Source organism: Actinosynnema sp. CS-041913, from assembly GCF_050942485.1.
Lineage (GTDB): Bacteria > Actinomycetota > Actinomycetes > Mycobacteriales > Pseudonocardiaceae > Actinosynnema.
Window position 1 is genome coordinate 48,019 of the sequence record NZ_CP192037.1, and the last position, 26,783, is coordinate 74,801.

23 protein-coding genes are annotated in these 26,783 nt (G+C 71.2%); 11 read left to right on the forward strand and 12 right to left on the reverse strand.

The genetic code is table 11. From position 1 onward, the window contains the following. The first annotated feature begins 5 nt into the window (after window positions 1-5). Both ACQPZF_RS00220 and ACQPZF_RS00225 read left to right on the forward strand, forming a co-directional pair. On the forward strand, window positions 6-896 hold the full coding sequence (locus tag ACQPZF_RS00220; protein ID WP_433274974.1) for an aminoglycoside phosphotransferase family protein: 891 nt from the start codon (window positions 6-8) through the stop codon (window positions 894-896). A 93-nt stretch (window positions 897-989) separates the two neighbouring features. Beyond that, window positions 990-1,298 carry a hypothetical protein gene (locus ACQPZF_RS00225; RefSeq protein WP_433266979.1) on the forward strand — a complete coding sequence of 103 codons (309 nt, stop codon included), beginning with the start codon at window positions 990-992 and terminating at the stop codon, window positions 1,296-1,298. A 324-nt stretch (window positions 1,299-1,622) separates the two neighbouring features. Here the strand turns inward: ACQPZF_RS00225 and ACQPZF_RS00230 are convergent, their stop codons facing one another. Beyond that, window positions 1,623-2,456 carry an NAD(P)H-binding protein gene (locus ACQPZF_RS00230; protein WP_433266980.1) on the reverse strand — a complete coding sequence of 278 codons (834 nt, stop codon included), beginning with the start codon at window positions 2,454-2,456 and terminating at the stop codon, window positions 1,623-1,625. 60 nt (window positions 2,457-2,516) lie between these two features. Here ACQPZF_RS00230 and ACQPZF_RS00235 point away from each other — a divergent pair, with 60 nt between their 5' ends. After that, window positions 2,517-5,540, forward strand: a complete 3,024-nt coding sequence (locus tag ACQPZF_RS00235; RefSeq protein ID WP_433266982.1) for an NACHT domain-containing protein — start codon at window positions 2,517-2,519, stop codon at window positions 5,538-5,540. Between the two features lie 6 nt (window positions 5,541-5,546). Here the strand turns inward: ACQPZF_RS00235 and ACQPZF_RS00240 are convergent, their stop codons facing one another. Genes ACQPZF_RS00240 through ACQPZF_RS00255 form a run of 4 tightly spaced genes read right to left on the reverse strand, consistent with a single transcriptional unit; the run spans window position 5,547 to window position 8,450 of the window. Next, window positions 5,547-6,569 (reverse strand): copper resistance D family protein, encoded by a 1,023-nt coding sequence (locus ACQPZF_RS00240; RefSeq protein WP_433266984.1) that lies wholly within the window; start codon window positions 6,567-6,569, stop codon window positions 5,547-5,549. Continuing rightward, window positions 6,566-7,120 carry a copper resistance CopC family protein gene (locus ACQPZF_RS00245; protein ID WP_433266986.1) on the reverse strand — a complete coding sequence of 185 codons (555 nt, stop codon included), beginning with the start codon at window positions 7,118-7,120 and terminating at the stop codon, window positions 6,566-6,568. The genes ACQPZF_RS00240 and ACQPZF_RS00245 overlap by 4 nt, the downstream gene beginning before the upstream one ends. Then, on the reverse strand, window positions 7,117-7,875 hold the full coding sequence (locus ACQPZF_RS00250; protein WP_433266988.1) for a YcnI family copper-binding membrane protein: 759 nt from the start codon (window positions 7,873-7,875) through the stop codon (window positions 7,117-7,119). Before ACQPZF_RS00250 ends, ACQPZF_RS00245 begins: the two co-directional genes overlap by 4 nt. 17 nt (window positions 7,876-7,892) lie before the next feature. After that, window positions 7,893-8,450 (reverse strand): hypothetical protein, encoded by a 558-nt coding sequence (locus ACQPZF_RS00255; protein ID WP_433266990.1) that lies wholly within the window; start codon window positions 8,448-8,450, stop codon window positions 7,893-7,895. A 92-nt stretch (window positions 8,451-8,542) separates the two neighbouring features. On the opposite strand from ACQPZF_RS00255, the gene ACQPZF_RS00260 reads away from it, so the two are divergent. Beyond that, entirely contained in the window at window positions 8,543-10,150 is a 1,608-nt protein-coding gene (locus ACQPZF_RS00260) for a BCCT family transporter (protein ID WP_433266992.1), read from the forward strand. Window positions 10,151-10,158: 8 nt separating this feature from the next. Here the strand turns inward: ACQPZF_RS00260 and ACQPZF_RS00265 are convergent, their stop codons facing one another. Beyond that, a complete protein-coding gene (locus ACQPZF_RS00265) occupies window positions 10,159-10,590 on the reverse strand; it encodes a DUF6474 family protein (protein WP_433266994.1) in 432 nt (143 codons plus the stop codon). A gap of 114 nt (window positions 10,591-10,704) precedes the next feature. Here ACQPZF_RS00265 and ACQPZF_RS00270 point away from each other — a divergent pair, with 114 nt between their 5' ends. Then, the gene (locus tag ACQPZF_RS00270) at window positions 10,705-12,342 is read left to right on the forward strand and encodes a TM0106 family RecB-like putative nuclease (protein WP_433266996.1); all 1,638 of its coding nucleotides are present in this window, start codon (window positions 10,705-10,707) and stop codon (window positions 12,340-12,342) included. 13 nt (window positions 12,343-12,355) lie between these two features. Here ACQPZF_RS00270 and ACQPZF_RS00275 read toward each other — a convergent pair whose 3' ends face one another. Continuing rightward, window positions 12,356-13,108: an SDR family NAD(P)-dependent oxidoreductase gene (locus ACQPZF_RS00275; RefSeq protein ID WP_433266998.1), complete on the reverse strand. Its 753-nt coding sequence runs from the start codon at window positions 13,106-13,108 to the stop codon at window positions 12,356-12,358. A gap of 295 nt (window positions 13,109-13,403) precedes the next feature. Between ACQPZF_RS00275 and ACQPZF_RS00280 the strand changes: the two genes are divergently transcribed. After that, complete coding sequence (locus ACQPZF_RS00280) at window positions 13,404-14,699, forward strand: UDP-glucose dehydrogenase family protein (RefSeq protein WP_433267001.1); 1,296 nt, start codon at window positions 13,404-13,406, stop codon at window positions 14,697-14,699. 87 nt (window positions 14,700-14,786) lie between these two features. After that, window positions 14,787-16,598, forward strand: a complete 1,812-nt coding sequence (locus ACQPZF_RS00285) for a gamma-glutamyltransferase family protein (protein ID WP_433267003.1) — start codon at window positions 14,787-14,789, stop codon at window positions 16,596-16,598. Between the two features lie 262 nt (window positions 16,599-16,860). On the opposite strand, the gene ACQPZF_RS00290 is transcribed toward ACQPZF_RS00285, so the two are convergent. Further along, window positions 16,861-17,094 (reverse strand): hypothetical protein, encoded by a 234-nt coding sequence (locus ACQPZF_RS00290; protein WP_433267005.1) that lies wholly within the window; start codon window positions 17,092-17,094, stop codon window positions 16,861-16,863. 218 nt (window positions 17,095-17,312) lie between these two features. Here ACQPZF_RS00290 and ACQPZF_RS00295 point away from each other — a divergent pair, with 218 nt between their 5' ends. Both ACQPZF_RS00295 and ACQPZF_RS00300 read left to right on the forward strand, forming a co-directional pair. Then, window positions 17,313-18,242: a sensor histidine kinase gene (locus ACQPZF_RS00295; protein ID WP_433267008.1), complete on the forward strand. Its 930-nt coding sequence runs from the start codon at window positions 17,313-17,315 to the stop codon at window positions 18,240-18,242. Beyond that, window positions 18,124-18,768, forward strand: a complete 645-nt coding sequence (locus tag ACQPZF_RS00300; RefSeq protein WP_433274976.1) for a response regulator — start codon at window positions 18,124-18,126, stop codon at window positions 18,766-18,768. The genes ACQPZF_RS00295 and ACQPZF_RS00300 overlap by 119 nt, the downstream gene beginning before the upstream one ends. Window positions 18,769-18,965: 197 nt before the next feature. Here the strand turns inward: ACQPZF_RS00300 and ACQPZF_RS00305 are convergent, their stop codons facing one another. Continuing rightward, window positions 18,966-19,340 carry a hypothetical protein gene (locus ACQPZF_RS00305; protein WP_433267010.1) on the reverse strand — a complete coding sequence of 125 codons (375 nt, stop codon included), beginning with the start codon at window positions 19,338-19,340 and terminating at the stop codon, window positions 18,966-18,968. Window positions 19,341-19,714: 374 nt separating this feature from the next. Here ACQPZF_RS00305 and gmd point away from each other — a divergent pair, with 374 nt between their 5' ends. Together gmd and ACQPZF_RS00315 are read left to right on the forward strand one after the other, a co-directional pair. Next, a complete protein-coding gene (gene gmd, locus ACQPZF_RS00310) occupies window positions 19,715-20,704 on the forward strand; it encodes a GDP-mannose 4,6-dehydratase (protein ID WP_433267012.1) in 990 nt (329 codons plus the stop codon). Beyond that, window positions 20,701-21,585 (forward strand): FkbM family methyltransferase, encoded by an 885-nt coding sequence (locus ACQPZF_RS00315; protein ID WP_433267014.1) that lies wholly within the window; start codon window positions 20,701-20,703, stop codon window positions 21,583-21,585. Before gmd ends, ACQPZF_RS00315 begins: the two co-directional genes overlap by 4 nt. A gap of 60 nt (window positions 21,586-21,645) precedes the next feature. On the opposite strand, the gene ACQPZF_RS00320 is transcribed toward ACQPZF_RS00315, so the two are convergent. The 3 genes from ACQPZF_RS00320 to ACQPZF_RS00330 form a co-directional block, all read right to left on the reverse strand. Beyond that, complete coding sequence (locus tag ACQPZF_RS00320) at window positions 21,646-24,072, reverse strand: glycosyltransferase family 4 protein (protein WP_433274978.1); 2,427 nt, start codon at window positions 24,070-24,072, stop codon at window positions 21,646-21,648. A gap of 2 nt (window positions 24,073-24,074) precedes the next feature. After that, a complete protein-coding gene (locus ACQPZF_RS00325; protein ID WP_433267016.1) occupies window positions 24,075-25,205 on the reverse strand; it encodes a hypothetical protein in 1,131 nt (376 codons plus the stop codon). Window positions 25,206-25,447: 242 nt separating this feature from the next. Continuing rightward, the gene (locus tag ACQPZF_RS00330) at window positions 25,448-26,746 is read right to left on the reverse strand and encodes an alginate O-acetyltransferase AlgX-related protein (RefSeq protein ID WP_433267018.1); all 1,299 of its coding nucleotides are present in this window, start codon (window positions 26,744-26,746) and stop codon (window positions 25,448-25,450) included. Between the last annotated feature and the right edge of the window lie 37 nt (window positions 26,747-26,783).

A 26,783-nucleotide genomic window follows, 5' to 3' on the forward strand; every position in this document is an offset into this window, starting at 1 on the left:
TCGGGCTGGACGGCAGGTTCACCCCCGCCGCGCTGACCGCGGTGCTGGAGCGGCTGTGTTCCCCGCTGGGCTTGACCCACCGCGACGCCCGGCTGGTGAAGTTCACCTCCAACGCCGTGTTCGAGCTGCCGGCGGACGGGGTGGTGGTGCGGATCGTCGGGTCGATGGCGTTGGGCCACCGGGCCGAGAAGGTGGTCCGGGTCGCCCGGTGGCTGGCGACGCACGACGTGCCCGCGGTGCGCCTGGTCGAGGAGTTCCCGCAGCCGCTGGCGGCGGGCGGTCACCTGGCGACGATCTGGCACACCGTGGCGTCCGACGGCCCCCCGGTCGACGGCCGTGACCTGGGCCTGCTGCTGCGCCGCATCCACGAGCTGCCCGCGCCGCCGTTCGACCTGCCGCGCTGGTCGCCGCTGGACGACGTGCGCAAGCGCATCGCGGACGCCGAGGAACTGTCCACCCCGGACCGCGAGTTCCTGGAGGAGCGGGTGGCGCTGCTGGAGACGCGGCTGACCGACCTGCCGACCGTGCTGCCGGAAGGCGTGGTGCACGGCGACGCGCACCTGGGCAACCTGATCCCGAGCCCCGCCGGGCCGGTGATCTGCGACTTCGACTCGACCAGCGTCGGACCCCGCGAGTGGGACCTGAGCACCCTGCCGGTCGGCGTGGCGAGGTTCGGCCACCCGTCCCGCTGGTACCGCCAACTGGCCCGCGTGTACGGGTTCGACGTCACCGGGTGGCCGGGTTTCGCGGTGCTGCGGGACGTGCGGGAACTCAAGCTCACCACCAGCGTGCTGCCCATCCTGCGCAGCCACCCGGACGTGCGCGGTGAGTTGCGCCGACGCCTCCAAGCCCTGCGCGACGGCGATACCACGACCCCGTGGACGCCTTACCGTTGAACTCGCGGACGTGGGGGAACGAACGGGTAACGCTCCGGCCGTGGTTTCCGACTCACGCATCGACGGGGCTGCGTGACTTGCGGTGAGGTGCGCGTGATCGGAGAGCTGGTGGGTACTCGGCTGGTGGGTACTCGGCGCTGGCGGACGAAGCGCGCGCTGAAGGCCGCGCGGATGCTCGACCAGGTCGTGGACACCCAACTGCCCCTCTTGGCGTCGTTCGACGAGGAGCGGCGCCGGCGCTCCGCCGACTACCTGGCCGAGTTGGTCACCCTCGCCCAAGACTACCGCTACTACGCCAACGGCTGGATCGACGCGAAGGAACTGGACCGCCGAGGCCACCAGACGATGGCCAAGCTGACCAAGCTCCGCGAAGACCCCACGGCGCGGCTGATCACCGACTAAGCCCGACTCGTCGCCGACTCAGGCGCGGCTGATCACCGATTAGGCGCGACTGATCACCGACTAGCCCGCTCGGCGCAGCTCACCGCACCGAACGGCCCATTCACCGACGAGCCACCATCCACTTGTCCCCCCGCGGAGTGCTTCCTGCCAGGCCACGGCGTGTCGGCCAACGCAGACTCCGGCCGGCTGTGGTGCGGTCGCCGGCCCGCTGCCCGCACTTCTGCCGGCCGTGCGGCGTTGTCGGCAGGGCGGCGTTGTCGGCCGGGCGGGCGTTGTCGGTCTCGTGCCGTTCGTTGTCGCGCTCCTTTCGGCTGTCCAGTGCTGCTATCGGACCCCCGTCCACACCCGCGCGGCGTAGTCGGCGAAGTCGATCGGGGGCCGGCCGGTCACCGTGGCCACGGTGTCGGTGGTCGGCTCGACCTTCTGCCGCGCGCCGCCCGGGTGGCCGAGTCCGGTCAGTTGTCGGTAGGCGATCACCTCCTGTTCGGTCTGCTCCTCGGGCATGCCCAGCGCCGCCTGCTGTGCCCGGTACTCGTCGGCCGAGCCGCGGAACGTCAGCCGCCGGCCCGACGCCTCGCCGATGATGTCCAAGGCCTCCCCGAAGGTCAGCCCACGCGGCCCGGTCACCTCGTAGGTCTTCCCCTCGTGGCCGGCCTCCGTCAACGCGGCCACCGCCACGGCCGCGATGTCGTCCGCGTCCACGAACCCCTGCCTCGTGTCCCCGACCGGCACCGCCAGTTCGCCGGCTTCGATCGCCGGGCGGAAGAAGCCCTCGTCGAAGTTCTGGTTGAACCAGTCCGCCCGCACGACCGTCCACTCGACGCCCGACTCCCGGACGGTCGACTCGGCGGCCAGCAGCCGTTCGTCACCCATCTCCTCGACGGCCCGGCTGGACAGCAGGACAAGCCGCCGCACACCCTGGCCGACGGCCTCCCGCACGAACGCCGGCTCGACCGGCAGCTCATGCGGCGCCATCAGGTACACACTTCGGACACCGGCCAGCGCCGGCCGCCACGTGCCCGCGTCCGACCAGTCGAACCGCACGACACCGTGCCGGGACGCGCCGCGCACGACGTGCCCGCGCGCCGCGAGCCGGGCGGCCACCCGGCGGCCCGTCGTGCCGGTGGCGCCGAGTACCAGGATCGGTTGTTCGGTCATGCTCCGATTAGAGCAGGGGGGTACGACATTTTTGCGGTGGCGATTCCCGGGTGATCGGTTATGCATCAGTTCGAGTGGGGGGAGGCGGCCATCGTCGGTCTGGAGAGCGGGGCGCTGAAGCTCGGCACGACCATCGCCACGCACGCCGCGCGGTTCTGGTTGCGGCGGCGGAGGGTCGGGTTCGAGCGCGGCGCGAGCCTCGCGGCGTTGGCGCAGGCGGAGCTGAAAGGCCCGTTGCAGCAACGGAAGTTGGAGAACCTGGTCGAGCGCATCGGCCAACAGGTGGCCGAGCAGTTGGCCCCGGTGTTGGCACAGCGGTTCGGCGGTTTGCCCGACAACGAGGCCGAGGCCGCCATCCGTGCCGTGGTCGACGTCCTAGAAGACGTCGACCTGTCCGACGAAGCGCTATTGGCCGCCGACGCCGATGCTGAGGTGCTCGCCAAACGCATCCGTGCACAATGCCCCCGACGTGCCGCTCTCCTGTCCGAAAAGGCCGAGCAGTTGCACGAACTCGCCTTGGACCAGGCCTGCCGGCACCTCGTGCAGGTGATCCGCTATCTGCCGTCTTTCCAGCCGACGGCATTGGCGGAGGTGCTGAGCCGCCTGACCGCCCAGTCCGAACAGTTGGAGTTGCTGCTCTCCCGCATTCCCACGACCACTCTCTACGCCCCGCTCGGGGTGGATCGCGACGAGGCGTTCCAGGCCGAATACCTCGGCAAGCTGGCCGCGACCCTGGACCGGCTGGAACTCCTCGGGCTCCCCGGTGACGAACAGCCGACCTTGGCGCTGACCGTGGCCTACCTGAGCCTCAGCGTGTCGGGCACGGCCGATGGCGCGCGAATCCGGCGGGGCGGCCGGGTGCAGCCCGAGAACTGGTTCGACCCGCTGGCGAAACCGGTGTCCGAGGACGCCGAGGGCGTTCCGGTGGAATCCGCGATCGGCGCGGAATCACGCGTCCTGCTGCGCGGTGACGCTGGTTCCGGTAAGACGACGCTGCTCAACTGGCTGGCGGTGCGTGCCGCGCGGGGCGAACTCGGCGGGGAGTTGGCCGATTGGAACGACTGCGTCCCATTCGTCGTTCGCCTGCGCACGTTCGCCGAAGGAGACCTGCCGAATCCGGAGGATTTCGTCTCGCAGTGCACGCCGATGATCGCCGAGGTCATGCCGGAAGGCTGGGTGCACCGGTTGTTGAAGGCCGGTCGGGCGATGTTGTTGATCGACGGCGTGGACGAGGTGCCGGCGACCCGGCGGCGGCTGGTGAAATCGTGGCTGCGGCAACTCCTGTTGACCTTTCCCGAGACCCGGATCGTCGTGACCGCCCGAACGGCCGCCGCGGACAGCCGTTGGCTGGCCGACGAGGATTTCAGCGCGGTCACCCTGGAGCCGCTGAACCCGACGAACATCCTGGACTTCGTGGCACGCTGGCACCGGGCGGCCGAGTTGTCCGGTGCGGAAGTCGCCGACGACGAGCGTCGATTGCGCGCCCAGTTGGAACGGCCCCACCTGCGACAACTCGCCGCGAGCCCGTTGCTGTGCGCGATGTTGTGCGCGTTGAACCTCTCGCACCGGTCGGAATTGCCCCGCAACCGCATGGACCTGTACGCGAAGGCATTGGCGATGCTGCTCCACCTGCGGGACGCGGAGCGGGGTATTCCGGGCCTGCTGGGTGACACGGAGAAGCGGGTGCTGCTGCGTGATCTAGCGTGGCGGCTCACGTTGGCCAACAAAGTCGAGTTCTCGACGGCGGACGCACTAGGCCACATCGCGCGCAAACTGCCGGGTATGCCGAATGTCGTGATAGAGCCCAAGCCGATCTTCGACCACCTGCTGGAACGCAGTGGGGTGTTACGGGAACCGGTTCCGGGACGAGTCGATTTCGTGCACCGCACGTTCCTGGAATACCTTGCCGCCGACGAGGCGATTCAACAGCACCACGTCGACACCTTGATCGCTCACGCGCATCTCGACACGTGGTGGGAAACCGTGGTGATGGCCTGTGGCCACGCCACCGCAAAACAGGCGAGCGAGCTGCTGACCGGCATCATGGACCGCAGCGAGAACGAGCCGGCGAAAGCCCGACACCTCAGGTTGCTGGCCGCCGCGTGCCTGGAGACTGTGCGGGACGTCGCGCCCGAGGTGAGCGCCCGGGTCGACACGATGGTCGAACGAAAACTGGTCCCGCCGCGCGGCCTGTCGGAGACCGCCTCGCTCGCCTCGATCGGCCACCGCGTACTGCGCTACCTGCCGAAAAGTCTGGACGAGCTGTCCGAGGCGAAGGCCGTCGCGACCGTCCGGGCCGCGGCCCTCACCGGCACGGTCGACGCGCTGCCGCTGCTCGCCGGGTACGCCCGCGATCCCCGGAGCACGGTGCAGATGGAATTAGGCCGGGCATGGCACTACTTCGACCCGGAGCGTTTCGCGGAGGACGTCCTGGCGAACTCGCCATTGAACAACGGCCGATTGACGATCACGTCCCGGAGATTGGTCCCCTATGCTGTGCTACTACCTTCATTGACTTCGCTCACGGTGCGCCTGGATTCGCACGAGACTATCGGCGACCTGGCGTGCTTCACCGGGGTTCCGGCGTTAGCGGAACTGCATGTGTGGGTGGACCCGAGTCGATCGCATGATCTTCAGGTGCTCGGCGAGCACCATAGCTTGACGCACTTGCGGATCATCGGCCTGGACAGTACGGGGGACCTTTCACCCATCGCCGACCTGCCCGACCTCGGACACGTCTCCCTGCTCGGGTATATGGATGACGGCCTGGCCGGTGTCGGTCTCCTAAAAAAGGTTCGTTCGGTGGACTTGCTCAGTGTGCTGAACGATTCAGGTCCGACCAATGCGCTGAGGGTTTTCGGACGGGCGACCTTCATGAACCTGTCCGGATTCACCATGGAAAGCGTCGCGCCCATCGTGCGGGTGGCCGGGTTGAAGGGTCTGGCCTTCTTCAACAACGTTCTTCTCGACTACGACCTCAGTTCGTTGGCAGCGCTCGATCTGGACATCCTACTGATCGACGGGCACATGAAGTACTCGGGGTTGTCGGAACTGGAGCCGAAGGTAGAAATATTACGCCACTGAAAGGCGTCAGGAGACCGGGGCGCGGGAGAGGACTACCGCCAGGCCGAAGGCGATGCCCATGATGGTCAGCTCGACCGCCGCCCACCCGACGATCGCCGTCGTCTTGTGCTGGGCGATGTGCGGGAGCATTCGCCAGCGGATATTGGCTCCCAGCACTGCCAATAGCGCGGCACAGACGATCTTGCCCACTAGGACAAGCCCGTAGGACGTGGTGAAAAGCGACCCAGGCAAACCGACCACCGGGTTCAGCGCCAGTTCCAGCAGCCCGTTGAACAACCCGGTCACCGACACCAGGATCAAACTAATAGTTGCCAGCTTCGAGAACTTCGGCAACGCCTCCGCGAGCAGCCCCCGGCGATGCGCCACCAGCACGATCAAAGCGCCCAACCCACCGGTCCACGCCGCCGCACCAAGAACATGCAACTCCATCGAAATCATGGAGTAGTCGTGGTACTTCCAGTTCGACGCGTGACCGGTCACCGGCAGCGGGAGCAAACCGAACATGCTGATCAAAATGCGCAATTCGGCGGGCACGGATTCGCCCTTGCGCACCGCCAGAAGGCCGATCCACAAATAGATCAAGGCGCACACCGCGCTGAACAGCAACCCCTGACCCGCGCCCACCCGCTGCACGTAGTCGACCACCGTATCGATCGTGACGGTGATATCGGGACGGGTTTCGTAAGCCCGGATCACGATCGACAGCAAAGCGGTGAGAACCCACACCGCCGCCGCGACAACCGCACCCGGACGCGCGACGCGCATGACCGGCTCGGTCAGGTTGGGCCGGCTGAATCCCAACAGCTTCGGCAGCAAACTCAACCCGACCACCGCGGTCGCGGAAAGGTCCAGCAGGGTTCTGATCAGGGGATGCGCGAACCGGACCACCGCCCCCGGCTCGGCCACGCCCACCGTTTCCGGCGTGGTCGACAGGCCCAGGCCGAGGAACACGCCGACCGCTCCGCCTGCGAGCAGTCCGCCTATCACCCAGTACCTGGTCGTGGGGGTGGTGGTCCGGTGCACGGTCATCGTCCGGCGTCCTCCTTGGCACCGCCGCGGAGCGCGAAGTACACGCCTCCGCCGAGGAGGATCACGGCCCCCGCGATCCAGACCCAGATCGGCACACCGCCGCCGCTGCCGCCGTCGTCGGACGCCGACGCCTCAGTGGTGGACACAGCCGGGGCCGGGGTGCCGTTCCCCGCCTTCGTCGTGCTGAACTTCAGCGAGCCGGTCACCGGGTGGCCGTCCGCCGACAGGATGCGGTAGCCGACGTTGTACTCGGCGGCCGGGCCCAGCGGCCGGAGCTTGAAGGTCACCGAGTTGTTCCGCACCGTCGGTTCGCCGTCGGCCTGCCAGTTGGTGTCCTCCGGGCCTTTCACGGTGATCGTGTTGAACTTGTCGCCCGCCGTGACGGGCTGGTCGAACGTCAGCGTGATCTCCGCCGGGCCCGTTTCCAACGCCTGGCCGTCTTTCGGGTCGCTGCTGATCAGCACGTTGTGCGCGAGCGCCGGACCGGCCGTGACCAGGGCCACGCCGCCCGCCACCAGGCAGGCCAGCAGCAACGAGAGTGCGCGCCTCATGCTGACGGCTTACCCGCTGCCCGCCGCGACCGCAGCACGGCGCCCGCGCCGAAGCCCAGGCCCAGCGCGCCCACGGCCAGCCCCGCGCCGCCGAGCCAGCGGGCGGTGTTGTCGGTCGTGGTCGACGTGGCGTGCCCGTCTTCGTCCTTGGCCGCCGCGTTCGTCGCCTGGCCGTGCCCGTCGCCGCCCTTCTTGGCGACCAGGTTCACCACCGGCGCGGGGCGCTCCGGCTCCTCCGCGCCCTCGGCGGGCGGCGGGGCGTTCCAGTCCACGACCTCGCCGTTGTCGTAGGTCTGCTTGGTCGGCAGGATCAGCTTGTCCGTGTTCTCCGGCAGCGGGCCGATGGACAGGTCGAACTCGTTGAACTGGTTCGGCTCGATGCGGACGCCGGGGTCGGCCGTCCACGTGACCGTCCGGACGGCCTCGGTGATCTCGCGGCCGTGGTTCTTCACCGGCGTGTCGAGCTTGGCCTTGACCGTCTCGACCTTCCAGCCCGGCGTCGGCTTGGTGCCGACCGACGCCAGCGGGTACTCGGCGGGCAGGGTCAGTTCGAGCTTCACGGTGCCGTTGTTGGGCCGCTCGTTGGGCACCCGCAGGGTGACCTTGGTGTAGCTGCCCTGCACGGCGTCCTTCGGGGTGGACGCGGTGACGTGCGCGGACGCCAGGCCTGCCGTGCCGAGCGCGAGGAACGCGGCGGTCGCGAGCACGGCGCCGCCCTTGGCGAGCGTGCGCACGCCAAAACGATTTGTCGACATGAAGTTGTCGCTCCTGATTACCAGAGGGTGTGTTGGCTGACTCGGGTGATCAGGAGTACGGGTGGGCCCCGGCGCCCGTTCACGCGCCGCAGCAGCACGGCGGTGAACGTGTCCGGTCCCGTCGGCGTCGGCGGCAGGCTCGTCCGGTGCGCGGTGGGGACGAACGCGCACCGGACCGGCACCAGGCGGGACACGGCGGTCGCCAGCGTCGCCAGCGCGCTGTCGGCACGGGCCAGCAGCAGGCCGGTGAGCAGCGCCGCCACGACGTGCGCGGCGGTCATGGCCACCGGGCTGAAGCCCAGCCCCGGCCCGTCCGCCACGTGGTGCCCCAGGTTGAGCAGCGCGTGCTGCCCGACCTGCGCCACGCCGAGCGTCGCGAGGATCGTCCACGGGCGGCGGCCCCGTTCGGCGAGCGCCGTGCCCGCGAACGCGACCAGCACGGTGAGCGGCAGCGCGGGCGCGAACTCGGTCACGTCGCCACCGCCCGCCCCGTGCGCGGCGACGCTCAGTGCGGCAGAAGTCACGGCCAGTAGAGCTGCCCGCGCGAGGCGGGACGAGGCCGGACTTCTGGTCATGCACTGAGCGTAGGAGAACTCCGCTCGAAGGTGTGAGCCGCTACCGTTGACGCAAGGTTTGCGTTAGACCGAACGGGGGTACGGGCTAGGGCGTGAAGACCCCGGAGCAGCCCGTCGAACAGCCCGTGCCCGGCGAGCCGGCAGCCGACCGCCCCGCCCGCACGGACCCGGTGGTCTTCGGTGTCGCGGCCGGCGTCACGCTCGCCTTCGTGGCGTGGGGCGTGTTCGGCACGGGCACCCTCGCCGCCGCCTCGAAGAAGGCGCTGACCTGGATCACCGGCCACCTGGGTTGGGCGTTCGTGCTGGTCGCGTCCGGTTTCGTGCTGTTCGCGCTGTGGCTCGCGGTGAGCCGCTACGGCCGGCTCCCGCTCGGCCGGGAGGGCGAGCGGCCCGAGTTCAGGACGGTGTCGTGGGTCGCGATGATGTTCAGCGCGGGCATGGGCATCGGACTGATGTTCTACGGCGTCAACGAGCCGCTGTCCCACTTCGTGAAACCACCGCCGGGCACCGTGGCGGGCGGCACCGACGAGGCGCTCCAGACCGCGATGGCCACCACGCTGTTCCACTGGACCGTGCACCCCTGGGCGATCTACGCCGTCGTCGGCCTCGCCATCGCGTACGGCAGCTTCCGGCGCGGTCGCAGCCAGTTGGTCAGCGCCGCGTTCGGCCCGCTGCTCGGCCGCCACGCCGCCGGCCCGGCCGGGCGGGCGATCGACGTGCTGGCGATCTTCGCGACCCTGTTCGGCTCGGCCGCGTCGCTCGGGCTGGGCGCGCTGCAGATCGGCAGCGGCCTCGCGGTCGCGGGCTGGAGCGTCGGCAACGCCGTGGTGGTGGGCATCATCGCGGTGCTGACGGTGGTGTTCGTGGCGTCCGCCGTGTCCGGCGTGGCCAAGGGCATCCAGTGGCTGTCGAACACGAACATGGTGCTGGCCGTGGCGCTGGCGGCGTTCGTGTTCGTGGTCGGGCCGACGGTGTTCGTGCTGAACCTCGTGCCCGCCGCGATCGGCGACTACTTCCGCGACCTGGCGGCCATGGCGGGGCGGACGGCGGCGTCCGGCGGTGACGCGACCGAGGCGTGGCTGTCCGGGTGGACGATCTTCTACTGGGCGTGGTGGATCTCGTGGACGCCGTTCGTCGGCGTGTTCATCGCCCGGATCAGCCGCGGTCGCACGATCCGGCAGTTCGTGGCGGGCGTGATCGGCGTGCCCAGCGCGGTGAGCCTGGTGTGGTTCTGCGTGTTCGGCGGCACGGCGATCTTCCTGCAACGCGGCGGAGCGGACCTCGCGGGCGCGTCCTCGCCGGAGAGCCAGCTCTTCGCGATGCTCGGCCGGCTGCCGCTCGCGGGCGTCGCCGGCGTGGTGGTGATCCTGCTGGTGTCGATCTTCTTCGTGTCCGGCGCGGACGCCGCGTCGGTGGTGATGGGCACGCTGTCGCAGCGCGGGTCCATCCGGCCGGCGAAGGGCGTCGTCGTGTTCTGGGGCGTGCTGACCGGGGCGGTCGCGGCGGTGATGCTGCTGGTGGGCGGCTCGAACGCGCTGACCGGGTTGCAGAACCTGACGATCATCGTCGCCCTGCCGTTCGCGGTGGTGATGGTCGGCCTCTGCGTGTCCCTGGTCCGCGACCTGCGCGGCGACCCGCTCTTCGACCAGCCGGCCGCCGAGCCGACGCCGTCCCCGGAAGCCACCCGGTCGCGTCGGTAGGCCGTGATCTACACGCCCAGCCGCCTCAGAAGGTCGGCTTCCAAGGCGTCCAGATCCGTGCTGACGGCGCGGTGGGCGGCCCGGCGGCGGGACGTCGGCATCCGCTCGGAAGCCCGCACCGCCGCCAGGAGCTGCGCCAGGCGGGACTCGGTGGACTCCACGTACGGGCGGTCCTCGGCGCGCAGCTCCTCCAGGGCCTGCGCGAACCCGGCGATGCGGGCGTGCAGCCTCGCGCCCCGGCCCGAGTACCGCGTCAGCTCGCCCACCGGGACGCCGAGCCGGCGCGCCCGGTAGTGGTCGTAGCGGTCGCCCAGCAGCGCCGCCGCGCGGGCCGCCAGCGGCGCGACCACGGGGATCAGCGCGGGCGCGACGACCTTGGCCACCCCGACCAGGTTCTTCGCCCTGCCCGGCGTGAAGCCCTTGCTCCGTACGCGTGCCATCGCCGCACCTCCTGACCGAACCCTAGAGGTCGGGCGGGGCCGGTGCACAAAAGATCGATTCCGGTCCATGAGGTTGCTCGTACAAGCGTCACTTCGGCGGCATACCCTTCAGCCGTGACTTCCCAGGTGCTGCTGGACGCCGGCGTGGTCACTCGTTGCCGGCGGCGGGTGCACCTCGAACACGATCCAGCCATGCGAGACGCGCCCAAGGCCGCGCCGGACCCGACCGGCCGGCTGCGCAAAGCCGACGCGACGGAACACCGGCGCGCGGTGGCGGAGACGCTGGGGCGGTTCGTCGGGTCCGAGCTGATGGAGATCCCGCCGGACGTGCCGAGCGCCGACCGGGAACGCGTCACCGCCGAGGCGATGCGGGCGGGCGTGCGCTACATCTCGGGCGCGGCGCTGCCCCGGGACCTGCGCGGCGGGCGGCGCGGCGGGATCGACCTGCTGGTCAAGAGCGACACCGGGTACGTGCCGGTGCTGGTGGTGCGGCACAAGGTCAGCGATCCGGGCGCCGGGGCGCGGACGTCGCCGCTGTCCCACCCGCTGCCCGGCGGCGCGCGGGTGGACCCGCTGCGCAAGGTGCGCCCGCAGCCGCGCGACCAGTTGCGGCTGGCCCACGCCCAGCGCCAGTTGCAGGCGGCCGGGTTCGCCGCCGCGGGCCGGGCGTACGGCGGTGTCGTCGGCATGGACGGCGACGTGGTGGTGTGGCACGACCTGGAAGCGCCCACCTGGCCCGGCGGGCGGACGGCGCTGGCCGAGTACGACTCGCGGTTCGCCGACCGGCTGGCGGTGGCGTCCGCGGCGGCGACCGGCGCGGAGCCGCTGGCCCGGCCGTCCCGGATCGTCGAGTGCCGTAGCTGCCCGTGGTGGCCGGTGTGCGAGGTGAACCTGAAGTCGTCGCGGGACGTCAGCCTGGTGGTGCGCGGCGAGGACGCGGCGGCGCTGCGCAAGGTCGGCGTGTCCACCGTGGACGACCTGGCGGCACTGGACCCGGTCGGGGAGCAGGTCACCCCGTTGGTGGGAATGCTGTACTCCGATGCGGTGATCTTGGCGCGGGCGTGGCTGCGGGACCTGTCGGTCGTGCGGCGGGTGCCGTACATGGACGTGCCGCGGGCCGACGTCGAGGTCGACGTCGACATGGAGAGCTTCGGCGACCTCGGCGCGTACATGTGGGGCTGCTGGCTGTCCGGGGCGGACGTCGGCGAGGAGCCCGGCTACCGGGCGTTCGCGACCTGGGATCCGCTGCCGTGCGACGACGAGGCGCGGTCGTTCGCCGAGTTCTGGGGCTGGCTGAGCGGGATCCGGCTGCGGGCGCGGGCGCGCGGCCTGACGTTCCGGGCGTACTGCTACAACGAGCTGGCGGAGAACCGGTGGCTGCTCGGGTCGGCGGAGCGGTTCCGGGGGCAGCCGGGCATCCCGACCGTGACGCAGGTGCGGGAGTTCATCTCGTCCGACTCGTGGGTGGACCTGTTCGGGATCGTGCAGGACCAGTTCCTGTGCGCCCACGGCAAGGGGCTGAAGACGATCGCCCCGGTGGCCGGGTTCGCGTGGCGCGACCCGGAGGCGGGCGGCGAGAACTCGATGCGCTGGTACCGCGACGCGGTGGGCATGGACAGCGCGCCGCCCGACCCGGCGCAGCGGCGGCGGCTGCTGGAGTACAACGAGGACGACGTCCGGGCCACCCACGCGCTGCGCGAGTGGATGACCTCGGACGCCATGGCCGGCCTGCCGTTCGCCGGCGACCTCTAGCCGTCCGGTCAGCTCAGCGAGGGGCCATCCGCAGCGCGCCGTCCATGCGGATCACCTCGCCGTTCAGGTAATCGTGCTCGACGATGGCCACGGCCAGCCGCGCGTACTCCTCGGGCAGCGCCAGCCGCTTCGGGAACGGCACGCCCGCCGCCAGCCCGGCCCGGAACTCCTCGGACACGGTCGCCAGCATCGGCGTGTCCACGATGCCCGGCGCGATGGTCATCACCCGCACGCCCACCGACGACAGGTCGCGCGCGGCCGGCAGCGTCATCCCCACGACCGCCGCCTTGGACGACGCGTAGGCGACCTGCCCGATCTGCCCGTCGTACGCCGCGATCGACGCCGTGTTGATCACGATGCCGCGCTGCCCGTGCTCCAGCGGCTCGGTCTTGCCCATGGCCGCCGCCGCCAGCCGCAGGACGTTGAAGGTGCCCACCAGGTTGACTTCGACGACCTTGCGGTAGAGGTCGAGCGGGTGCGGGCCGGTCTTGCCGACGGTCCGGGTGGACGGGCCGATGCCCGCGCAGTTCACCACGACGCGCAGCGGGCGGCCGGAGCCGGCGGCGGTGTCGACGGCGGCCTGCACGTCCTCTTCCGACGTCACGTCGGCGGCCAGGTAGGTCACACCGGCCACGGGTTCCGCGTCGTCCACCTTGATGTCCAGCGCGAACACCGCCGCGCCCGCGGCGGCCAGCGCCCGCGCGGTCGCGTTGCCCAGGCCGGACGCGCCACCGGTGACGATCGCCGCGGTTCCCTCGATCTTCATGCTGCACCCTCCATCGACCGGCGACTCTGCCGGAGGTGGAGGTTAACCGCCGTTCAGCTACTTGTGGTCGGAGAAGTGCAGCAGTGCGACCAACGGCACGGCGGCGAGCAGCGCCAGCCCCGCGAACAGCAGCGTGATCAGCACGAGTTCCATACCTGCACCCTGCCCTTGCGCAGGCTGGTTCCGCGTCCGCCGCCAGGGGGGTTCGGCCTACACCCGGGGGACTACCTACCTCACTCTCCGCATACAACTCGTGTTTGACCCACGGCCAACTTCGGCTGCGACCGTCTGGAATATGTTCGTCCGACGGATCGCGGTCGTGGGAACGGGTTACGTGGGCCTGACGACGGGAGCCTGCCTGGCGTCCCTCGGTCACCGGGTCGTGTGCGCCGACGTGGACGCGCTCAAGATCGCCCGGCTGCGCGCCGGGCAGGTCGACATCCTCGAACCCGGCCTGACCGAACTGGTCGACGAGGGCCAGGCGGCCGGGCGGCTGGCGTTCGTGGACGGCGCGCGGGCGGCGGTGGCGGACGCGGAAGTCGTGTTCCTGTGCCTGCCGACGCCGATGGGCGCGGGCGGGGCGGCCGACCTGTCCGCGGTCGAGTCCGTGGCCCGTGACCTGCGCGAAGTCCTCCCGTACGGGACGGTCGTGGTGTGCAAGTCGACCGTGCCGGTGGGCACCTCGACCCGGGTGGCGGACCTGCTCGGGCGCGAGGACGTCGCCGTGGTGTCCAACCCCGAGTTCCTGCGCGAGGGCAGCGCGGTGCGCGACTTCCTGCACCCGGACCGGATCGTGGTCGGCTCCGACTCGCCGCAGGCCGCCGAACGGGTCGCGGCGCTGTTCGCGAAGCTGGGCGCGCCGACCGTGCTGATGGACGCGGCCAGCGCCGAGATGGTCAAGTACGCGGCCAACTGCTTCCTCGCGATGAAGCTGTCCTACGTCAACGCCATCGCCGAGCTGTGCGAACTGGTGGGCGCGGACGTGTCGTCGGTGACCGGCGGCATGGGCTACGACCGGCGGATCGGCCAGTCGTTCCTCCAGCCGGGACCGGGCTGGGGAGGGTCGTGCCTGCCCAAGGACACGCAGGCCATGGTGCGGATCGCGGAGTCGGTCGGCGTCGACTTCACACTGGTCCGGTCGACCATCGAGACCAACCGGCGGCAGCAGCAGCGGGTCGTGGACAAGGTGCGGGACGCGGTCGGCGGGGCGCTCGCGGGCGCGCGGATCGGCATCCTCGGCCTGGCGTTCAAGGCCGGGACGAACGACCTGCGCGACTCGCCCGCGCTGGCCGTGGCCGAACTGCTGGCGTTCGAGGGGGCGGAGCTGGTCGCCCACGACCCGGAGATCCGGCAGCCGCTGGTCGGCATGACCGTGGTGGACGACCCGTACACGGCGGTGCGGGACGCCGACGCGGTGGTGCTGCTCACCGAGTGGCCCGGGTTCCGGACCCTGGACTGGGCCCGGGTGGCGGCCCTGATGAACGGCGTGATGGTGCTCGACACGCGCAACCACCTCGACGCGGACGCCCTGCACCGGGCCGGTCTGGTGCGCCACGGGCTGGGACGCAGGCAACCCGCCGCCGCGGGTTGAGCCGGTCGGCCGAGCCGGCCCCGCCAACAGGACACAATTTAGTTAGCCGGGTTAACCAAAGGCTTGTTGTCCACGTAGGTTGTCGGCGTGTTCACTACCCGCCCGGAACTCGTCGGCACCCACGGCATGGTCGCGTCCACGCACTGGCTCGCCTCCAGCGCGGGCATGGCGGTGCTGGAGGACGGCGGCAACGCGTTCGACGCCGCCGCCGCGGTCGGCTTCGTGCTGCAAGTGGTCGAACCACACCTGAACGGACCGGGCGGCGAGGTGCCGGCGGTGTTCGCGGCAGCCGGCGAAACCACGCCGCGCGTGCTGTGCGGGCAAGGCGTCGCGCCCGCCGCGGCGACCATCGGACACTTCCGCGACCTCGGCCTGGACCTGGTGCCCGGCAGCGGACTGCTGGCGGCGACCGTGCCCGGCGCGTGGGACGGCTGGCTGACCCTGCTGCGCGACTACGGGACCAAGTCGCTGCGGGACGTGCTCGGCTACGCCATCGGGTACGCGCGCGACGGCTTCCCGCTGCTGGCACGGGCGTCCGCGGCCATCGAGGCGGTCGCCGACCTGTTCCGCGAGCACTGGACGTCGTCGGCGGCGCTGTGGCTGCCGGGCGGTCAGCCGCCCCGGCCGGGCGAGCGGTTCCGCAACCCCAAGCTCGCCGACACGTGGGAGTGGCTGCTGGCGGCCGGCGAAGCCGCCGGGTCGGGCCGCGAGGCGCAGATCGAGGCCGCGCGGCGGGCGTGGTCGCAGGGCTTCGTGGCGGCGCAGGTCGAGGAGTTCTGCCGGACCCCGTACCGGGACGACTCGGGCCGCGCCCACGCGGGACTGCTGACCGGTGAGGACCTGGCCGGGTGGCAGGCGTCCTACGAGGACGCGGTGACCGTCGACTTCGGCGACTGGACGGTGGCCAAGGTCGGGGCCTGGTCGCAGGGGCCGGTGCTGTTGCAGCAGTTGCTGCTGCTGGAGGGGTTCGCGGACCGGCTGTCCTATGTGGACGGGGTGCCGACCGCCGAGACCGTGCACCTGGCGGTGGAGTGCGCGAAGCTGGCGTTCGCGGACCGGGAAGCTTGGTACGGCGACAGCGGCTCGGTGCCGTTGAAGACCTTGCTGTCGCGGGAGTATGCGCAGGTCAGGCGTGCTTTGGTGGGTGAGACGGCGTCCTTGGAGCTGCGACCTGGATCACCTGATGGGCTGAATGCGACGCTTCCCGGGCACGTATTGGGCGGCGGTTTCGTTGCCGGTAGAGAAGGTGGCGGCGGCGGGGGGCAAGGAGGCGCGATCGGCGAGCCCACGGTGTCGCGCACGGGCGCGGTCAGGGGCGACACGGTGCACGTCGACGTGGTGGACCGCTGGGGCAACCTGGTGTCGGCGACCCCGTCGGGCGGCTGGCTGCAGTCGTCGCCGACCATCCCGTCGCTCGGGTTCTGCCTGGGCAGCCGGGCGCAGATGTTCTGGCTGGAGGAGGGCCTGCCCAACTCGCTGGCCCCGGGCAAGCGGCCCCGGATCACGCTGTCGCCGTCCCTGGCGCTGCGGGACGGCCTGCCCACACTCGCCTTCGGCACCCCCGGCGGCGACCAGCAGGACCAGTGGCAGCTCGGGTTCTGGCTCGCGCACACCGTCGGCGGCCTGAACCTGCAGGAGGCCATCGACTCGCCGATGTGGCACTCCAACGCGTTCCCCAGCTCGTTCTACCCGCGTGGCTGGACACCCGGCGAGCTGGTCGTGGAGTCGCGCCTGGGTGAGGCTTCGATGGCGTCACTGCGCGACCGGGGGCACATCGTGCTGGACTCCGGGCCGTGGACGCTGGGCCGGATGTCGGCCGTGGCGCGGGACGCGTGGGACGGCCTGCTGCGCGGCGCGGCGAACCCGCGCGGGAACCAGGGCTACGCGGTCGGCCGCTGACTCGGCCGCTGACGTAGAGCGGTGGTGCCGTCGGCTCGTCAAGCGGGTGTGCCCTGCCAAGCGGTGTGCAGTGGTCAAGCGGCGTGCAGCGGTCAACGTGCAGTGGTCAAGCGGCGTGCAGCGGCGGGCTGGACGCCGGCCCGTCATGCGGTGGGGGCGGGGAGATGTGGGTTGGAACGGCCCCGGCCCGAGGGGGAGGGGGCCGGGACCGTTCCGGCTTCGTGGGGCGCGGCGGTCGGTTGTCCGCGCCGGACCACCGCTGTCACGCGGGTTCGACGACCGCCTGGAAGTCCGGGAGCCGGACGGTGCCGGCCAGGTCGTTCGTGTCGACGTAGGCGACGTCCCGCACACCGCCGACCTTGCCCAGGTCGGTGTCCAGATCCGGCGTGGCCTGCAAGTCCAGCCCGGTGGCGCTCGCGGTCCCGCCCAGGCCGAGCATGACGGCGGCGCTGCCGAGGGCGACGGCAGCCCCCGCGACGGTCTTCCTGAAGTCCATGGGGCGGAAAATTTCGTACTCGGGGGTGTCGGATCAAGCTCGCTACTACGTCCGAGTGGACTTCTTCACCCGGTGCGGTGGCGTGCGACGCCCGCAACCCCGCCGGCGTGCGACCGCAACCCCGCCGGCATACGACCGGCATACGACCGCTGACGTAGCCGGAAGGCGCGCCCGGCGGCCGATGTCCCGGCTGGTCGTGCTCCCGTACGGTCGACGGCGTGGCCTGGCTGGCGTGGGTGTGGTTCGCGGCGACGTTCGCGCCGCTGTACTGGCGTCGCCGCTACCCGATCGCGGTCATCGCGGTCACCGGGATGTCCACGTGGCTCTACTACGTGACCGGGCATTGGGGGCCGCTGATCGCCGCCCCGGCGATCGCGGTGGTGTCCCTGCGGCGGGTGCGCGTCGCCGAGCGGCGGGATCGGCAAGTGGAAGAGGAACGGCTGCGGATCGCCCGTGAGGTGCACGATGTCGTCGCTCACAGCCTCGCGATGATCAACGTCCAGGCCGGGGTCGCCGCGCACGTCGCGGACCGGCGGCCCGAGGAAGCCGTGAAGGCGCTCAAGGCCATCAAAGAGGCCTCCGGGCACGCGCTGGACGACCTGCGGGCGACCCTGGGCGTCCTGCGCACGGGCGAGGGGACCACGCCGGTCCCCTCGCTGAGCAGGCTGGACGAGCTGGTCGGCCCGGTGCCGAAGGCGCGCGTGGTGGGCGACCCGGGCGAGGTGCCGGCGCCGGTCGACGCGGCGGCCTACCGGGTGATCCAGGAGTCGCTGACCAACGCCCTGCGCTACGCCGAGGACGCCACGGCCGTCACGATCACCTTCGTCCGCACCGAGACCGCCCTGGAGCTGACCGTCCAGGACGACGGGGCGGGCACCTCCGCCCCCCAGGGCGCGGGCACCGGCCTGCGCGGGATGCGGGAACGGGTGGAAGCGCTCGGCGGCGAGCTGCGGGCGGGGCCGCGCGACGGGGGCGGGTTCGAGGTCAAGGCGGTTCTGCCGTGGGAGGTGGCGCGTGATCAGGGTGGTGCTGGCCGACGACCAGGTGCTGGTGCGGGCGGGTTTCCGGCTGCTGCTGGACACCGAGGACGGGTTCGAGGTGGTCGGCGAGGCGGGCGACGGTTCGGAGGCGCTCCTCCTGGCCCGTGAGCACCGGCCGGACGTCGTCGTGATGGACATCCGGATGCCGGGCACCGACGGGCTGGCCGGCACCCGGCGGATCTGCGCCGAGCTGCCGGACGTGAAGGTCCTCGTGCTGACGACGTTCAACGTGGACGAGTACGTGTTCGAGGCGTTGCGCGCGGGCGCGTCGGGCTTCCTGCTCAAGGACACCGACCCGGTGGAGCTGCTGCACGCCCTGCGCGTCGTGGCCCGGGGGGACGCCCTGCTCGCGCCGAGCGTGACGCGGCGGCTGATCGAGGAGTTCGCGGCCCGCCCCGAGCACCGCCGGCCCGACCCGAAGGCGCTGCGCGAGCTGACCGCGCGGGAGCGGGAGATCCTGGCGCTGGTCGCGGGCGGCCTCTCCAACGACGAGATCGCCGGGCACCTCGTCATCAGCCCGGCCACTTCCCGCACTCACGTGAGCCGCGTGATGACGAAACTGGGCGCGCGCGACCGCGCTCAACTCGTGGTGCTCGCGTACGAATCCGGTTTGGTGAGTCCTCGCAGGCCATAACCCGATCGTATGAGGAATTGTTATAGCCTTCGTAACCCACGGTATTGGTCGTATTGGTCGGCATTTTTTTCGAGCGCCCGGACAAGGGTGCATATTCCCGTCACGCACCGCGAGCATATCGTGGAGCTAATTACTCTGAGTAACCACAACGACAAGCCCCGCGTTGTTCACGCGGGGCTCGGGATGGTCCGGGAAGGTCAGGCGATAGCGCCGGGAGGCAGCTTCAGCTTGAACGGGAGCGTCGTCACGACGGCCAGATCGGAGGCCGTCCGCTTCATCAGCGTAGGCGCGTTGCGGGCACCCGGCTCCGGCAGATCGAGCAGTCGGTCGACCGCCTCGACGAGCGGGCCCTCGTAGATCCAGACCGCCTGGGCGGCCCGGGTGCTGTCTCGCACCGCAGGTAGACGGCCTGCGCGGGCCTCTGTCTCCGACCAGAACAGGATCGAGTCGATGAAGCCTCTGCGCTGCTTGAAGGCCATGATGCGATCGAGCTGCCCCTCCTCGTCCCGGAGGTGGAGGAACTGGAAACCGCTCTCGCGCAGCTCGATGACCTTGCTCAGTGCGAGATCCATGACGCACCTACCTCTGTTGTGAGGTCCCCTAGCAGGTACAGGTCTGGTGACCTGGAAAAGATCGTACGGCAAGCGCACAATCCTCCATAGGGCCTAGGTCGACGGTGATGTCTCAATGGGAGGACGATCCCGTTCGGTTTTCGATACGGACCGCAACACCCGAACGGTGCGCACGGAAAATGCGAGCGCTCCCAAAGTGACCAGGCTCACAGCCAGCCACATGTTGGTCTCCGGGTCGGTAGGGGTTTCCACTCATCACAACAGACGTCGCGCATGGCGGCTGGGTTGCCTGCCGACGCCACCACCAACCCCTGCCTCGGCAGACTTGCCGGATCGGGTGAGGGACGCGCCGGGGCCGCCGCTATCCTGGCGCCGTGGCGCGTGCATTGATCACCGGTATCACCGGACAGGACGGCCGGTATCTGGCCGAACTCCTGAACAGCAAAGGGTACGAGGTCTTCGGCCTGGTCAAGGGCCAGAACAACCCTCGGGCCGAGTTGGTGCAGCAGGAGCTGCCGTTCGTGGAGATCGTGTCCGCGGACCTCCAGGACCTGACCAGCCTGATCGCGGCCGTCGAGCAGACGCAGCCGGACGAGGTGTACAACCTCGCGGCCATCTCGTTCGTGGCGCTCAGCTTCAAGCAGGCCGAGCTGACCGCGAACGTCACCGGCCTGGGCGTGCTCCGGATGCTGGAGGCCATCCGCATGGCGGGCGGCAGCACCAACAACCCCATCCGGTTCTACCAGGCGTCCAGCTCCGAGATGTTCGGCAAGGTCCGGGAGACGCCGCAGCGCGAGACGACCCCGTTCTACCCGCGCTCGCCGTACGGCGTGGCGAAGGTCTTCGGCCACGACATCACGGTCAACTACCGCGACAGCTACGGCCTCTACGCCTGCTCCGGCATCCTGTTCAACCACGAGTCGCCCCGGCGCGGCCTGGAGTTCGTCACCCGCAAGATCACCAACGCGGTGGCGCGGATCAAGCTCGGCCTCCAGGACAGCCTGGTGCTCGGCGACCTGGAGCCCCGCCGCGACTGGGGCTTCGCCGGCGACTACGTGCAGGCCATGTGGCAGATGCTCCAGCAGGACCAGCCGGACGACTACGTCATCGCGACCGGCCAGACGCACAAGGTGCGCGACTTCGTGGCCGCCGCGTTCACCCACGCGGGCATCGAAGACTGGGAGAAGCACGTCACCCAGGACCCGCGCTTCTTCCGCCCGGCCGAGGTCGACCTGCTGGTCGGCGACGCGTCCAAGGCGCACGACGAGCTGGGCTGGAAGCCGGAGGTCGACTTCGCCGGCCTCGTCGCGATGATGGTCGACAACGACCTTGAGGTGGAGGCGCGCAAGGCCGGTCTGTCGTGATCTCGTACGCGCAGAACGGGGAGGACGTCGTGCTGGCCCGCCTGTTCCACGGGCGGACCACCGGTCGGTACGTCGACGTCGGCGCGGCCGACGCCGTCGAGGACTCGGTGACCAAGCACTTCTACGACCTGGGCTGGCGCGGGATCAACATCGAGCCGATCCCGGCTCAGGCCGAACGGCTGCGCGCGGCCAGGCCCGGCGACGTGACCCTGGCCGTCGCGCTCGGCGCCGCCACCGGCGTCGCCACGCTGCACCTGGTCGCCGACCGGTCCGGGTGGTCCACGCTCGACTCCTCACTCGCCGCGGCCTACCGGTCTGAGCTGGCGGTGGAGGAGGTCGAGGTCGAGCTGCGGACCCTCGCGGACGTCCTCGACGAGCACCCCGGACCGGTCGACTTCCTGAAGATCGACGTCGAAGGCGCCGAGCAGGTCGTCCTCGAAGGCGCGGACTGGAGCCGCCACCGGCCGCGCGTGGTCGTGGTCGAGGCCACCGAACCGGGCTCCCCGACCCCCAACCACGAGGGCTGGGAGCCGCTGATGCTGGCGGCCGGCTACCGGTGCGCGTTGTTCGACGGGCTCAACCGGTTCTACGCGGCGGCGGACGACACCGAGGCGCTGACCGTGCTGTCGTCACCCGCGAACGTGTTCGACAAGTACGTGCGGGCCGAGTTCGTCGACCAGCGCGCGGCCCGCGTGGGGGAGATCGGGTACATCCGCCGGCTGGAGAACGCCGTGCACGAGGCCCAGGAGGCCCGTGCGAAGGACGCGACCCACATCGAGGACCTGCGGGTCGCGCTGCGGGAGGCGGAGGACCGCCTGGTCAAGGCGAACCGCCGGCTGGCCGCGCTGGAGTCCCGCCTGGTCGAATTAGAGACCACCTGACCGGCGGCGAGTCGGAAGCCACCCGGACGGGCCACGCCCATCGCGTGGCCCGTCCTCGGCTCATTTCCGGTGGATGCCGAGGTCCCGGTGGACACCGCCGAGGTGCAGCCCGTCCCGGTAGATGCGGTGCACCCGCTCGCGCATCACGGCGCCGACCGCGTCCGCACCGCTGTGCGCGCGGATCGCGGCACGGGCCCGCGTGCCCATCCGCGCCCGCAGCCCCGGGCTGTCGGCGAGCCGGCGCAACCACGCGGCGGCCTGCGCGACGTCCGGCTCGGCCCAGAGCTGCCCCGGCCGGTACCAGTCGGCGAACCGGTTGTCGTACCGGTGGTCCTTCTCGGTGATCGGGCGGATGTCGTAGCCGACCGTCGCGGCGGAGCCGGGCGGCATGAAGTCGGTGTTGCCGCCGTAGCCGGTCGCGACGACCGGCTTGCCGAGCATCATCGCCTCCGCCATGCCCAGGCCGTAGCCCTCGGAACGGTGCAGCGACGCGTAGACGTCGCACGACGCGAGCAGCGAGTCCATCTCCGGCCGGCTGAGGTCGTCGGCGATGAGCGTGCCGCCGACGCTCGCCACCGCGTCCGCCAGCGCCGCCGCCATCAGCGGGAAGATGTCCAGGTCGATCGCCTTGATCACGAGGTGCGCCCTGGTGCCGCGCTCGTCCGGCGGGAACGCCCGGCGGAACGCGTCGATCACGCCCCACGGGTTCTTCCGGGCGTCGCTGGACGACGAGCTGAACGTGAACAGGACGACGAACGCGTCCTCGGCCAACCCGAACCGCGCGCGGTCCGGCGTGGCGTCGACCTCGGGGATCACGTTCGGCACCACGGTGATCGGGATGTCGGTGACGGTCCGGAACGCGTCCCCGACGAACGACGACACCACCCACAGCTCGTCCAGCCGGGGGAGCTGGACCAGGGTGTAGTCCAGGATCTCGGGCAGCTCCCACGCCCACAGCGCGATGGTGTACCGGTCGAGCGAGCTGTCCGGGATGAGCTGGAACTCGTTGAGGTTCACCATCCACAGGTCGACCGGGTAGTCCTTGCCGCCGCGCAGCTCGGACATCCCGCGGGGCACCGGGACCGTGCGGACCGGCGCGCGCGAGTTGAACTCCGTGTAGGTGAGGCCGACGTCGGTGGCGGACAACGCCAGGCCGGCCCGCCGGAACGACTCGGACAACCCGGTGGTGGCCCGCAGGTCGGCGAACAGGTTCACGCCCGGCTCCGCCGACCGCTCGACGATCCGCACATTGCTCATCGCCTGCCCGACCGGATTTCCGGATCGTTCGGCGATCTCAGGCGCGTAGGCCTCGGGCGCGGCGGACTCCAGAGCCTCCCGGTACTGACGCGCGACCGCCGGCCACGAGGCGGCCTGCGCCACCCAGTCCCGCGCGAGCTTGCCGGCCGACCGGGCGCGTTCGGGCTCGGTGACCACGTTCTCCAGCAGCGCCGCCAACCCCTCGGCCTCGGCCCGCGACCCGGTCGGCACCCGCCAGCAGAACTCCTCGTCGTAGTGCCGGTTCTGCGGCAGGTCGCTGGTGATCACCACCCGGCCCGCGCCGAACGCCCGCATCATCACCGCGCTGGTCTCGCCCGCCGTCGGCCAGCGCAGGTTCACCACCGCGTCCGTCGCGCCGATCAGGCCCTCGAAGTCGTCCTTCGCCGGGCTCAGCTCCATCCGGACGGCGTCCGCCAGCCCGTACTGGTCCAGCGCCCGCACCACGTCGGCGTGCACCTCCGGGTAGTCCACGTGCCCCGCGATCAGCAGCCGGGCGTGCGGCCACCGCCGCCGCACCTGCGCGAACGCCAGCACCACCACCAAAATCCGCTTGATCCGGTTGAACCCGCCGAACACCCCGAACACCACGTGCTCGTCGGTCCACCCGAACCGCGACCGCACGGCCGCCCGGTCGGCGTCGTCCCGGACCGGCGCGCCGGAGTTCACCACGGACACCGGCAGTCCCGGGTACCGCGCGCGCAGCCGGTCCGCCGAGTACGGGTCGTGCACGATGACGCCCCGGCTGGCGGACACCAGCCGCCGTTCCATGGTCATCGTCATGGCGTCCAGGTAGCGCGGTCCGTCCGCCTCCACCGCCGGCCACCCGTTCAGCAGCGCCGGGTCCTGCGGGTCGCCCCAGATCGGGCCGTGCGCGAACGCCACCTCGTCCCGGAACCCGCGCGTGCCGACCCCGCCGTGGTAGCCCTGGTTGAAGTCCAGCAGCGACGTGTCGTGCAGCACCACCACGCCCGGCACGGCCAGCGCCTGCCGGTAGATCCACGAGTGGACGCCCGCGTGGTTGCCCATCTGGTACACCGGCAGCCCGGTCGCCTCGGCCGGCGTCACGAGCGGGACCGGCGCGGACGCGTCCGCCGACCGGGTCACCGCCGTCACGGCCACCTCGCCGGCCAGCGGTCCGAGCAGTTCGTAGGTGTAGTCCGCGATCCCGCTGCGCTCGGGCGGCAGCGGGCTCCACATGCCGACCCGCATCGTCACGTCCACGCGAGCAGGCAGTACCGGCCGGCGCGGGCCTGGTCCGGGGCCGCCGTCGCGGGCCAGCCGTCCAGCGGGCCGCTGTCCGGGTACCGGACCTCGATCCGGGAGAACCCGGCCACCTCGGCGAGAAACCGCAGGAACGTCGGGTGCACCGGCCGCTGGGCGAACGGGTCGACGTGGAAGTCGGCCAGGCCCGGCCCGTCCGGGTTGGGCGTCTCCAGCAGCAGCACGCCGCCCGGCTTGAGCGCCTGCCCGGCCAGGTCGAAGAACCGGGACAGCGTCGCCGCGTCCCGCCGCTCGACGAACCGGAACGCCGTCACCGCGCCCAGCGAGCGCTTCGCGGTGCGCGCCAGCACGTCCAGCGGGTCCGCCTCCTCGACGGGGAACCCCAGCTCACCGCAGTGCTTCACGACGAACCGGTTGGCCGACGCCCCGGTCGCGGGCACGTCCGCCGACCGCAGCACCTCCAGCCACTCGCCCCGGCTCGGCGACACGTCCAGCACCGGCCCGTGCGCGGCCGTCACGACCGGCAGGTACGCGGCGCGCGCCGCGCGGGTCCGGTCCACCGGCCCGTCGAGCAGGTGCGCCACCGGCAGTTCCAGCGCCGCCGACCGGTCCGGCGCGACGGACACCTCCACCTGCGGCGCGGTGGCCCGTGCCTGGTCCAGGAAGAGGTCGAGCTGGGCGTGCCGCAGCCGGGTGTCCAGCGCGGCCGAGTCCAGCTCGGCGAGCCGCCGCTCGATCCGCTCCAGCCGCGCGCCGACGTCGTCGGCCGCGGTCTCCCGGTCCACCAACTGGAGCCGCAGGTCGGTCACCTCGGTGCGGATGCCGCCGATCGCCGCGTACAGCCGCTGGTTGAGGCCCGCCATGATGTTCTGGTCGGCGTTGCGCAGCTTCTCGACCTCGGCGGCCAGGTCCTCGCTCGCCGCCGCGCGCCCGCCGCCCTGGCTGAGGGCGTCGACGGCGTCGCGCACGGCGAGGTTGAAGTCGACCTGCCACTTGAGCTGCCGCTTCCACAGCAGGCGGAGCAGGAGCCTGCCGAACAGGTCCCGCGAGCGCAGCGGCAGGTTGAGGTTCCGGTGCTTCTCCAGACGGACGATGGCGTCCGCCAGGCGTGCGTGCGACATGGACCGTCCAACGAAGGCGAAGGCGAGGGGGCCGACGAGAATCGGCTGGCCCGCAGTCTAGGACAGCCGCCGCGCCGGCAGAGACCGATCGTCGCAACCGTGCGCACCGCCACCCCGACCCGAGCCGACACCGCCACCCCGACCCGGGCGACCCCGCCACCCCAGCCCAGCGACTCGCCACCGCGACCCGGCGACTCGTCACCCCAGCCCCGGCGACTCCACCGCCGCGCCCCGGGCTCCGGTCAGCGGATGGGCTTGGCCTTCAGCTCCTTCACCACGTTGTCCGCGATCACCGGGTTGAGCAGGGCCAGCGCCCCGGACACCAGGCTGCGCTCGGCGACCTCGACCACCACCGTGGACGTGTCGGCGAGCATCCTCCCGGCCGCCTCGCCGCGGTCGTCCGCCAGCCCGCCGTGGTGCATGATCGTCAGGTCGCCGAACACGCTGCCCAGGTACTTGGTGGTGCGGATGGTGAACGAGTCGCTGAGCATCCCCACCCGGTAGCCGTACGTGCCGGACCCGGTGGCGGTGTTCAGCCGCACCGGGGTCGTGAACTCGCGCGGGGCGCTGTCCCGCGTCTGGTTCGTCTTGCCGTCCGGGCGGATCAGGTACGACAGGCCGGTGGTGGTGCCGGTCCGGCCGAGCAGCGGCGGCAGGTCGGCCGCCGCCTGCCACGCCGGCCCCTCGTCCACCCGCCACTGCGCGCTGATGCCGGGCCGCAGCTCCTCGGCGATCCGGCGGGCCATCACGACGCCGCCCTCCTCGCCCCAGTGCGCGTCGACCGGCCCGTACACCGGGGTGCCGAGCCGCTCGCCCCAGTCCTTCAGGTCCTTGCGCACGTCGAGCACGTAGTCCTCGCGCGACACGGCTCCCCAGAACTCGTCCACCACCTCGCGGTGGCACTCCCGGCCGGGCAGGTCGGCCGGCAGGTTCTCCGGGTACAGCGTCGCCTTGTCCGGCGCGACCACCAGGACGAACCGCCGCCCGGACGCGGTCACCCCGTCCCGCAGGGTCCGCAGCCGCTGGACGATCTCGTCCGTGGCGAGCGCCTGCGAGCAGTGGCTGGCCAGCTCGTCACCCAGGTACAGCCAGCCGTTCGTGCCCTCCACGACGTTCGGGAACGCCACCGGCGGGCGCTTCGGCTTCGCCGGCTTGGACGTCTCGGTCGGGATCGGCGGCCCGCCGGTGTCCGACTTCGGCCGCGCGGGCGGCTCGCCGAACACGCCCCGGCTGACGGCGTCGTAGAACCCGATCGCCTGCTCGCGCAACGGCAGGTGGTCGGACGCCCACCCCTGGAGTCGCGAGATCTCCGTGATGCCGGGGAACCCGGTCAGCGCCCGGTTCTCGAACTCCCTCGGCCGCACGCCCAGCACGAACGCGACGGCGGGCAGCGTGAGGAACACGACCGCGCAGATCAGCGACAGGCGCTGGGTGGCGCCGTGCCGGGGGCGGTGCAGGGCGTGTTCGGTGGGCAGCAGCGACTCGTGCACCGGCGGCAGCACGAACTTCGCCTCGGCACGGCCCTCTTTGTGCGCGGTCATCGCCGGTCCAGCCCGACACGGGCCTGTTCGTGCGCGG